Genomic DNA, 8,518 nt, shown 5'->3' with positions numbered 1-8,518 from the left:
GGTGTGCTCTAGGATTCAAAAAGATAGCCTCTTAGCGCTTTTTGTTTGAAGATTATCTTTTTGAATCCGGTATAACGCTCCTGTACCCGGAAGGTAAAGCTCACCTCGAGGCGGATGTTTTCGTCCACACTCAGCACCGAGAGTACGCGGGGCTGGGTTAGGCCAAAGTCGCGGAAGGTGAAGCGGGTGCGGGCCTGCAAGGTGGCGGTATCGCCGCGAAACTCCACCTCGCCCTCCCAGGTGACGCTTTTCTGCACCTCGCGGATCTTCAGCTCGCCCACCATCTGCACGGTGGCCTTGCTGCTTGTGGGCAGCGGGAAGCTCAGGCCGCGCACCTCCCTGGGCACGAACTCGGCCAGGGGGTACTGGGCGGTGTTGAGGGCGTTGCGCCGAAGGTAGTTGTCGCGCCGGGCCTCGTCGCTGGTGAGGGCCGAAAGATCTACGGCAAAACGCGAGCCCTCGAGGGCCCGCCCATTCCGGTCGAGCCGTACCAACCCCAGCACCTGCTTGCTGACCCCCACCGCATCGGTGGGGAAGTTGATGCCTGCAAGCTGTTCGCGCACCCGGTAGCGGGCCTCGCTCTGGGCCGGGACGAGCTCGAGCCGGCTCTGGGACAGCGCGACCCCGCACAAAAGCAGCAGTGCGAAAAGCCGCGACATAACCCCCCCTTACTTTTTGGACAACAGGGCAATCAGGTTCTTGAGGTTATCGGCCGTGCGGGGCTGTTCCTTGAAGGGGTTGTAGGGCTTGCCCTGGGTTATGGCCTGGAAGAACCCCCCTGGCCCGCCCTGGCGCGGCTGGCCCTGGAAATTGCCCTGACCGGCCTGGGGGTTCTGCCCCCCGGCCTCACGCCGCTGGCGGGCCTCCTCCCGCTGCTGGAGGATGGTCTGGTCGATCCACTTGAGCTGGGCCGGGGTGAGGATGCTGTCCTCGATGGTGCTCAGCATCTTGCTGGCATCGGCGGGCTTCAGGTCGGCGCGGTTTTGCAGGTCGCGCAGGATGGGCAGCAGCTTCTGGGCCTGCGCCTTGGTAAAAGCCAGTCCGCGCTGCTTTTCCAAGTCGTCCATCAGCCCAATGGTGGCGACCAGATCCAGTACCGGACGGTAGGCCTCAAAACGCTGCCGCATCTCGGGACTGATGTTGGGCGGCCCTCCCTGGGCCAGAGCCAGGCCCAGCGCCAGCATCACCAAAAGACTCAACCATTGTTTCATCTTTCCTCCTTGCGTGAAGAGTTTGCCAGGGATTTGTGTAGAAGCCATAAAGAGCTGGGGTCGGCCCCGGGCTACTCGTAGCGGAGCGACTCCACCGGGTCGAGCCGGGCGGCCCTCGAGGCCGGATAAAACCCGAAGAACACCCCCACCGCCACCGAGAACACGAAGGCCAGCACCATGCTGAAGGGGTCGAAAATGGGGGTGACACGCAAAAACTGGCCCACGCTGCCGGCCATCGCCAGACCCAAAAAGATGCCCAGCACCCCGCCCCCCACCGAGAGCACCACCGACTCCACCAAAAACTGGGTCAGGATATCGCGGGGCTTGGCCCCCAGGGCCTTGCGGATGCCGATCTCGCGGGTGCGCTCGGTTACCGAGACCAGCATGATGTTCATAATGCCGATGCCGCCCACCAGCAGGCTAATTCCGGCCACCCCGCCCAGAAAGAGGGTCATGGTCTGGGTCACCTGGTTCACCGAGGCCAGCGCGTCGGCCTGGTTCTGCACGCTAAAGTCGTACTGGCTGGGGTCGGTGATTTTGCGGCGCAGGGCCATAAAGTCGGTAAGCTCTTGCTGCAAGCGGGTGAGCGAGTCCTTGTCGGGGGCCTGCACGTAGATGGCGTTCACCCTGGGCTCGCCGGTGCTGCTGCGGGAAAGGCGCTGCAGGAAGGTCGAAAGCGGCACCATCACCTGGTAGTTGGGGCTGGCAAAGCCCGAGTCGCCCTTGTCGGGCAGCACCCCCACCACCGTAAAGGAGATGCCCGCAATGCGCAGGCGCTGCCCCAGAGGATCCTGGCCGCCGAACAAGTCCTGGGCGATGCCGTAGCCGATCACCGCCACCCGGCGGCGGCTTTGCAGGTCGGCCTCGCTAAAGAAGCTGCCCTGGGCGGGCTGGGCGTTGCGAACACCGGCGTAGTCGGGCCAGGTGCCAATCACGGTGGCGTTGAGGTTGTTGGCCCCCACCTTGATCTGCTGGTTGCTTTGCAAGGCCGGGGCCACGCCGGCCAGGCGGCCTGCGAAGGCCGATTTCACCGCTTCGGCGTCGGCCAGGGTGATGGTCTGGGGCCCCCCAAAGCGCACCAGGCCAAAGCCCCCGCCCCGCCCTCCGGTGTTGCTGCCGATGGTGAGCAGGTTGGTACCCAGGCTCTGCAGGGTGCGGGTAATGTTGGCGGTAGAGCCCTGCCCCACCATGGTCAGCGCCACCACCGCCGCCACCCCGATAATCACCCCCAGGGTGGTTAGAACCGAGCGCAAGGGGTTGCCCAGAATGGCCCGCCAGGCGATGCGGAACACCTGCCAAAGGTTCATTCCGGCTGCGTGCGAACGCACTTTTTTGGGCGCTTGCGTTACCATGGATGCGCTCATGCCAAACCTCCTACAGCCCGTTTGCGGTGGGGATTGGGGCCGTCGGACTCGATCTGCCCGTCGCGAATGCGCACGATGCGTCCGGTGTAATCGGCGATGTCGGCCTCGTGGGTCACGATAATGACGCAGGTGCCCTCGTCGTTGAGCTCCTGGAACAGCCGCATCACCTCGCCGGCGGTTTTGGAGTCGAGGTTGCCGGTCGGCTCGTCGGCCAGCAGGATGGAGGGGCGCAGGGTCAGGGCCCGGGCGATGGCCACCCGCTGCTTCTGGCCGCCCGAGAGCTGGGAGGGCAGGTTTTTGAGCTTGTCCCCCAGCCCCACCTTGTGCAGCACTTCAACCGCCCGCTCCCGCCGTTCGTGGGGGCTATAACCGGCGTAGGTGAGGGGCACCTCCACGTTTTCCAGTACGTTCAGGCGCGGCAGCAGGTGAAAGGCCTGGAAAACGAAGCCAATCTCCTGGTTGCGTACCTCGGCCCGCTCGTTTTCGGTCAGGGTGGTCACGTCCCGCCCGGCCAGGACATAGCGCCCCTCGGTGGGGCGGTCGAGCAGGCCGATAATCTGCATCAGGGTGGTTTTGCCCGAGCCCGAGGGCCCCATCAGGGCCGCCATCTCGCCCGTGCGAATCTCCAGCGAAACCCCTTTGAGGGCCTCGAACTCCAGCGCCCCGCTTTTGTACACCTTGCGCACCTGGTCGAGTGCGACCACCGTCACCGGCCACCTCCCGCTGGTACGCCGAGGGGCAGGCGCAGGCCCCCCTGTCCGCTCGAGCTGTTCGAGCTCGCAGGTGCACGGCTGGGCAAGACCACGCTCTGGCGCGGCTCGAGGCCCTCCAGCACTACCTGGTTCACCCCATCGTCGGGCCCCAGCACCACCCGCACGGTCTCCTTGCCGCCGTCGGGTTGCAGCACGTCCACGTAGGCCCGGTTGCGCACGGTCTGCACCGCCCGCTTGGGGATGGTGAGGGCGTTGGGGATTTCCTCGGCGATAATCTCGCCCTCGGCGGTCATGCCGGGCCGCAGCTTGCGCTCGGGGTTGGGTATGTTGACGGTTACGTAAAACACCGCGATGTTCTGCTGGATGCGGGCGCTGGGCGAGATGGCCGTCACCACCCCCTGGAAGGTCTCGTTGCTGAAGGCGTCGAGGGTCACCTCGACCTTCTGACCCACCCTAACCTTGGCGATCTCGCTTTCGTCAATCTGCACCGGCAGATTAACGCTGCTGTCGTCAATCAGGGTGAGCAGGGCGGTGCTGTTGTTAACCGTGGCCCCCACCCCGATGCTCCCCACCTGGGCGTTGACCTCCGAGACCACCCCATCGAAGGGGGCATAGATTTTGGTATTGGCCAGGTTTTCCTCGGCGTTTTTGACCTCGAGGCGGGCCTGCTCTAAGGCAATCTGGGCGTTTTTCAGATCTTGCGCGTTGGCGTTGTTGCGCAAGGCCAGGGCCTGGCGGGCGGTGTTGAGGTTGACCTGGGCGATTTCCAGGCTGGCCTGGGCCTTGGCGTAGGCATCGCGGGCGCTTTGCAGGCTCTGGGCGCTGGCCCCGCCCAGGTCGAAGAGCTTCTGGGTGGCCTCGAGGTTGGTGCGGGCGGCCTCGAGGTCGCGCCTCGCGTTGGCAAAAGCCACCTCGGCACTGGCGATGTTCTGGCGGTTGGTGGCCTGGGTGCTGGCCTGGTCGGCCCGCAGCTTGTCCAGGTTGGCCTGGGCTTTTTGCAGCGCCAGCCGGGCGTTCTCCAGGGCGCGGTTGTAGTTGGTGGGGTCGAGCTCTACGACAAGCTGGCCTTTTTGCACCCGGTCGCCCACGTTGGGCAGCCTAAGCACCGTGCCGTTGACGGCAGGCTTAACCGCCAGGCTCTGGACGGCCTCGAGGGTGCCCGGCCCCGAGACCGAGACCCGGAACAACCCCCGCTGCACCGGGGCGGTCTCGAGCGCAGGGGCAGCGCTGGCGGGCTTGGGCCGCAAGAACCAATAGGCCGCACCCCCCAGACCGGCCAACACCAGAGCCACAACCAGCCAAAGCCAGGGTACGCGGATACGGGAACGGGCTTGTGTCATGTTCACCCCACGATTTTCTTCCAGAATATCCAACGTTCAGTGTACGCAATGCGAAGATTTGGTGAAGACACACCACCGCGCTTGATCTTGGAAAGTGTTATGCCTAGTATGAATCTATCAAGGAATTTTTGTAGCTATTTTTGCGAGCTGTGTGAAATATTCCCGTCAGATAAAACTCTGGTATGAGATGTTGTCCATAAAGAGCATCACTGATAGTGCCTCAAAAAGCACAAGGTGGTTCAAAATGCGCAATCCCGAAATCGAAAGAGTTGCAGAAACCCACTACTTCGCTCGTCATATGCTAAAAAAGGCTTTGAATGACTATGTTCTAACATCGGAGACTAAGAAAACCTTTCCCGAGTGCTCTACCTATTGGGATGTATGGACGCAGCGTCTTTCTGACAAATTCTTTGACATGGGTACGCTAATTCGCGCTGCTGCTTCAGTAGAAACCTGCTTACGTGACTACTATATGTATAAGAAGGGATATAAGAATCTTTCCCAACTTCGACAAGATCGGCTGTACAAACAAAACATTTTTCAACGCCTCATGCCTTGGAACAAATCTGATGGGGCCATACCCTTGCTACGCACTGTCGGTATTGATCTCGAGAAGTTGCCTGAGTTACCTACAATCCAGGAGCTAATGCTTCATCGTCACCTTTATGCTCACAACCTTGGTGTAATCGATGATAAGTACATAAATAGACTGAGAGAGTTGACAGGCAAAGACCTTCTCACGAACTCGGTGGTTTCTAAACAATACCCCGATGAGGACGTTTACTGGTTTGAACCGCTTGAGCGTATCAATGACTTCATTGAAACAGCACGTAAGTTTTGCAATCAACTGACATGAGGCCCAACCCATCATTGCACTGTCCCGTAGATACAAATCCGCGCAAGACAGGTGAGTTCGGAAGTTGCCAAAGTAGCTCCCTGTCGCATTATCAGGCTTCATGCTTGGTGGGAACCGAAGGCAAGAGTTTCAGGGGTACTTACCCCTCGTCCTCGGGCATGGCCTCGAGCTCGGCCTCAAAACCCTTCTCGAGCGTCTGAGCATGGATGCGTAGGGTAGTAACCTGAGCCACGAGCTCGGCTTTCAGGTCTTCGTCGTCCGAAGCCGCCCAGGCCTCGAGCAGCTCGATGAACCGCTGGGCCTCCTGGCGCATCTCTTCCAGCAGCAGGCGGTTGCGGGCCTGGATTTGCTCGAGACTGTCTATCATGCCTTCCCCTAAAGCAGGGTGTGGTGGGGCTAGGGCGCGCTGGCCGCCCGCACCAGGCCGGTGAAGTCCTGGCCGGCGGCTACCGAAAAGGCCGCCAGGGCTTTCCAGTAGTTGCCCACAGCCTGCACCAGCCCGTACTCGGCGCTTCGGAGCGAGACCTGGTCGGTTTGCAGTTGCAAGGCCGAGATGGTGCCGGCCCGCAGGGCGGCTTGGCTCTGCTCTACGACCCGCTGGGCGTTGGTCACGTTGGCCTGGGCCAGGGCGATGTTGCGATAGGCGTTCTGGGCAGCCTGGTAGGTGTTGGTCAGGCTGGTCTGGGCGTTTTGCTGGGCGGTTTGCAGGGTGCGCAGGTTGTTTTCCAGGCTGGTTTTGGCGGTGTTGAGCTGTACGGCGGGGGTGTAGTCGTTGTCGGCCAGTTTGACGCTGAGCTGGGAGAGTTCCACGGCCTGTTGGGCTTGCAGCACGCTGGGGAGGCGCTCGAACAGACCGTTGCGCAGGGCCTCGAGGTCGGCCTGCAGGGCAAGGGGGTTCGGCGGGGCGGCTATGGTCTGGTTGCCCAGGTCGCTCAGGCCCAACAGCGTTGCGAGTTGGGCGGCCAGCACCGGAAGCTGGGACTGGGCGTTGGTCAGGGATTGCCTCGCGCTGTCCAGGGTGGTCTGGGCCCGCGAGACGTCCAGCGCGGTGGCATTACCGGCAGCCTGGCGGGCCCTGGCCACCTCCAGGTTGCGCTGGTTCAGGGCTACCTGGGCCTGGAACAGCGCCACGTTCTGCTGGGCTTCATAGAGGCCAATATAGGCGTTCACCACGCTCTGCATGACCGAAAGCCGGGTGGCCTCGAGGTTGACCTGGGCCAGCCGGGCGTTGTGCTCGGCCTGGGTGAGGGCCACAATCAGGGTGCTGGGGTCGGCCTTGAGGGCGTTGAGCTGGAGGGTGGCGTTTTGCAGGGTGGCCTGGGCGCTTTGCAGCAAGGGGCCGCGGCTGTAGGCCTGCGAAAGGGCCTGTACCAGGGTCAGGGAGTTCTGGGCCAGCCCAGCCGAAAAAGCCAGCATCGGCAGGAGCCAAAAAAAGCGTTTTGCAAGGTGAATCATCTATTTCCTCCAAGACTTGCGGTAAGGTTGGTGCCCAGGGCGTTTTGCAAGGCCAGGGCGGCCAGTTGGGCCTGGATGAAGGCGGCCTCGAGGTTGCGCTGGGCCTGGAACAGGCCCAGTTGGGCCGACTGCACATCCAAAGCGGTGCCGGTTCCGGCCTGGAGCCGGGCCTGGGCCGTGCGCAGGTTCTGGTTGGCGGCGTTTAGGCCGGCTCGGGCTGCGGCAATGGCGGCTTTGGCGGTCTGCAGGCCCTGGTATTTCTGCCGCACATCCAGCTCGGCGGCCTTGCGGGCGGTTTCCAGGGCCTGCCGGGCGGCTTGTAGAGCGGTATGGGCGGTGTGGATGCGGCTGTCGCTCACGGGGTCGAAGAGGGGCACGCTTAGCGATAGCCCCAGGTTGTAACCCTGGGCCGGCGAACCGCCGGTGCCCTGCACCAGGGGCACCGCCGCCGAGACCGAGGCCACGCCGCTTTTGAAGTTCAGCCCCGCTGAAAGCGAGTTGCCGCTGCTGCTGTAGCCTGCGCTCACCGAGGCGTTGGGAATCCAGCGGTCGCGCTCGGCGCTGGCCAGGTTTTCTTCGGCCTCGCGGAGCTGCAACAAAGCCCGCAGCACGTCGGAACGACTCTCCAGAGCCCTTTGCAGCAGGGCTTCCAGGCTTTCGGCGGGCAGGCTGGGTTCCTCGGGGGGGGTGCTGGGGCTGCCGAGCTGCTGGGGGTTCTGGCCCAAGGTGTTGGAAAGCGAAAGGCGAGCGAGCTCGAGGGCTCCCTGGGCGCTCACCAGCCCCGAGCGGGCGGTGTCCAGGTTCTGCTGGGCCGCGAGCAACTCGCTCAGGGTAGCAGCACCGGCCTGGTTTTGGGCACTAACGATTTGCAACTGGCGTTCGCGCAGGGCCAGGGTGGCCTGGGCAACGGCCAGGTCGGCCTGGGCCTGACGCAGGTTGAAGTACTGGGTGTGCAGGGTGATCCACAGGTTGTTGCGGGCGTCGCGGCGGGTCAGGGCGGCCCGTTCCAAGGCCCGCTCGGCGCTGCGCACGGCATCGGCGCTGCTCGACCAGGGCAGCAGCCCTATGCTGGCGGTGCTGGAGAGGATCAGGTTGCTGCCGCTGCTCTCGCGCAGGCTGTAGTCGGCCCCACCCGACAGCTTGAAGCCCAAGGCGGCCTGGGCGGCCTCGAGCTGCCGCACTGCGCTCTCGTAGTTAAGGTCGGCGCTTTTCCAGTCCAGGGTGCGGGGCAAGGTCTGGAGGGCCTGGGGGAGCTCGAGGCCCTGGGCCAGGGCGGGAGGGGCCAGGGCCAGCAGGGTTGCGAGGGTTGGAAATAGTCTCTTCAAGGCGTTACCTCCGCCGCAGCCAATATTCTGCGATCCTTGTGTACAGGCTCAGTACGAGATGTGTAGTTTTGGTGAAGGCCCTTGTACCCAAACGGCAGGAGCCCCCACCTCAATCTGAAAGAATCCCGTACCACCGCGTAAGCAAAGCTTACGGTATGAAGGGGCTATAGAGGGTTGTGTTAGAGACTGTCTTAAAACTTTCCCAGACGATATAATCGAGCATGAATAGTCGAGCAAGCTGCTACCCAAGCGAT

The 8,518-nt window shown here is 62.8% G+C and carries 9 protein-coding genes; 1 reads left to right on the top strand and 8 read right to left on the bottom strand.

Features of this window, described 5'->3' with window-relative positions; all coding sequences use genetic code 11:
* Positions 1-8 precede the first annotated feature (8 nt).
* The 5 genes from ABWU19_RS13660 to ABWU19_RS13640 all read right to left on the bottom strand — a co-directional run bounded on the left by ABWU19_RS13660 (position 9) and on the right by ABWU19_RS13640 (position 4,628).
* On the bottom strand, positions 9-659 hold the full coding sequence (locus tag ABWU19_RS13660) for a YceI family protein (protein ID WP_435902217.1): 651 nt from the start codon (positions 657-659) through the stop codon (positions 9-11).
* A 9-nt stretch (positions 660-668) separates the two neighbouring features.
* Positions 669-1,211 carry a hypothetical protein gene (locus ABWU19_RS13655; protein ID WP_435902216.1) on the bottom strand — a complete coding sequence of 181 codons (543 nt, stop codon included), beginning with the start codon at positions 1,209-1,211 and terminating at the stop codon, positions 669-671.
* Positions 1,212-1,282: 71 nt separating this feature from the next.
* Positions 1,283-2,575 carry an ABC transporter permease gene (locus ABWU19_RS13650; RefSeq protein WP_245597578.1) on the bottom strand — a complete coding sequence of 431 codons (1,293 nt, stop codon included), beginning with the start codon at positions 2,573-2,575 and terminating at the stop codon, positions 1,283-1,285.
* Entirely contained in the window at positions 2,572-3,285 is a 714-nt protein-coding gene (locus ABWU19_RS13645) for an ABC transporter ATP-binding protein (RefSeq protein WP_435902215.1), read from the bottom strand. The genes ABWU19_RS13650 and ABWU19_RS13645 overlap by 4 nt, the downstream gene beginning before the upstream one ends.
* Entirely contained in the window at positions 3,282-4,628 is a 1,347-nt protein-coding gene (locus tag ABWU19_RS13640) for an efflux RND transporter periplasmic adaptor subunit (RefSeq protein WP_435902214.1), read from the bottom strand. The genes ABWU19_RS13645 and ABWU19_RS13640 overlap by 4 nt, the downstream gene beginning before the upstream one ends.
* Positions 4,629-4,872: 244 nt before the next feature.
* Between ABWU19_RS13640 and ABWU19_RS13635 the strand changes: the two genes are divergently transcribed.
* A complete protein-coding gene (locus tag ABWU19_RS13635; RefSeq protein ID WP_435902213.1) occupies positions 4,873-5,484 on the top strand; it encodes a hypothetical protein in 612 nt (203 codons plus the stop codon).
* A 139-nt stretch (positions 5,485-5,623) separates the two neighbouring features.
* Here the strand turns inward: ABWU19_RS13635 and ABWU19_RS13630 are convergent, their stop codons facing one another.
* Genes ABWU19_RS13630 through ABWU19_RS13620 form a run of 3 tightly spaced genes read right to left on the bottom strand, consistent with a single transcriptional unit; the run spans position 5,624 to position 8,264 of the window.
* Positions 5,624-5,851, bottom strand: coding sequence for a hypothetical protein (locus tag ABWU19_RS13630; RefSeq protein ID WP_027878107.1), 228 nt, complete (start codon positions 5,849-5,851; stop codon positions 5,624-5,626).
* Between the two features lie 29 nt (positions 5,852-5,880).
* Positions 5,881-6,939 (bottom strand): TolC family protein, encoded by a 1,059-nt coding sequence (locus ABWU19_RS13625; RefSeq protein WP_435902212.1) that lies wholly within the window; start codon positions 6,937-6,939, stop codon positions 5,881-5,883.
* A complete protein-coding gene (locus ABWU19_RS13620; protein ID WP_435902211.1) occupies positions 6,936-8,264 on the bottom strand; it encodes a TolC family protein in 1,329 nt (442 codons plus the stop codon). Before ABWU19_RS13620 ends, ABWU19_RS13625 begins: the two co-directional genes overlap by 4 nt.
* Positions 8,265-8,518 lie beyond the last annotated feature (254 nt).

Source organism: Meiothermus cerbereus (assembly GCF_051297115.1).
Taxonomy (GTDB): domain Bacteria; phylum Deinococcota; class Deinococci; order Deinococcales; family Thermaceae; genus Meiothermus; species Meiothermus cerbereus_A.
The sequence above is the reverse complement of the archived record's forward strand: the minus strand, read 5'-3'. Positions and strand labels throughout refer to the sequence as shown.

Bases quoted from the DNA above. Each gene is read 5' to 3' on its own strand.
- ABWU19_RS13650 (WP_245597578.1), bottom strand. From the start codon at position 2,575: ATGAGCGCATCCATGGTAACGCAAGCGCCCAAAAAAGTGCGTTCGCAC.
- ABWU19_RS13660 (WP_435902217.1), bottom strand. From the start codon at position 659: ATGTCGCGGCTTTTCGCACTGCTGCTTTTGTGCGGGGTCGCGCTGTCC.
- ABWU19_RS13635 (WP_435902213.1), top strand. From the start codon at position 4,873: ATGCGCAATCCCGAAATCGAAAGAGTTGCAGAAACCCACTACTTCGCT.
- ABWU19_RS13625 (WP_435902212.1), bottom strand. From the start codon at position 6,939: ATGATTCACCTTGCAAAACGCTTTTTTTGGCTCCTGCCGATGCTGGCT.
- ABWU19_RS13655 (WP_435902216.1), bottom strand. From the start codon at position 1,211: ATGAAACAATGGTTGAGTCTTTTGGTGATGCTGGCGCTGGGCCTGGCT.
- ABWU19_RS13640 (WP_435902214.1), bottom strand. From the start codon at position 4,628: ATGACACAAGCCCGTTCCCGTATCCGCGTACCCTGGCTTTGGCTGGTT.
- ABWU19_RS13630 (WP_027878107.1), bottom strand. From the start codon at position 5,851: ATGATAGACAGTCTCGAGCAAATCCAGGCCCGCAACCGCCTGCTGCTG.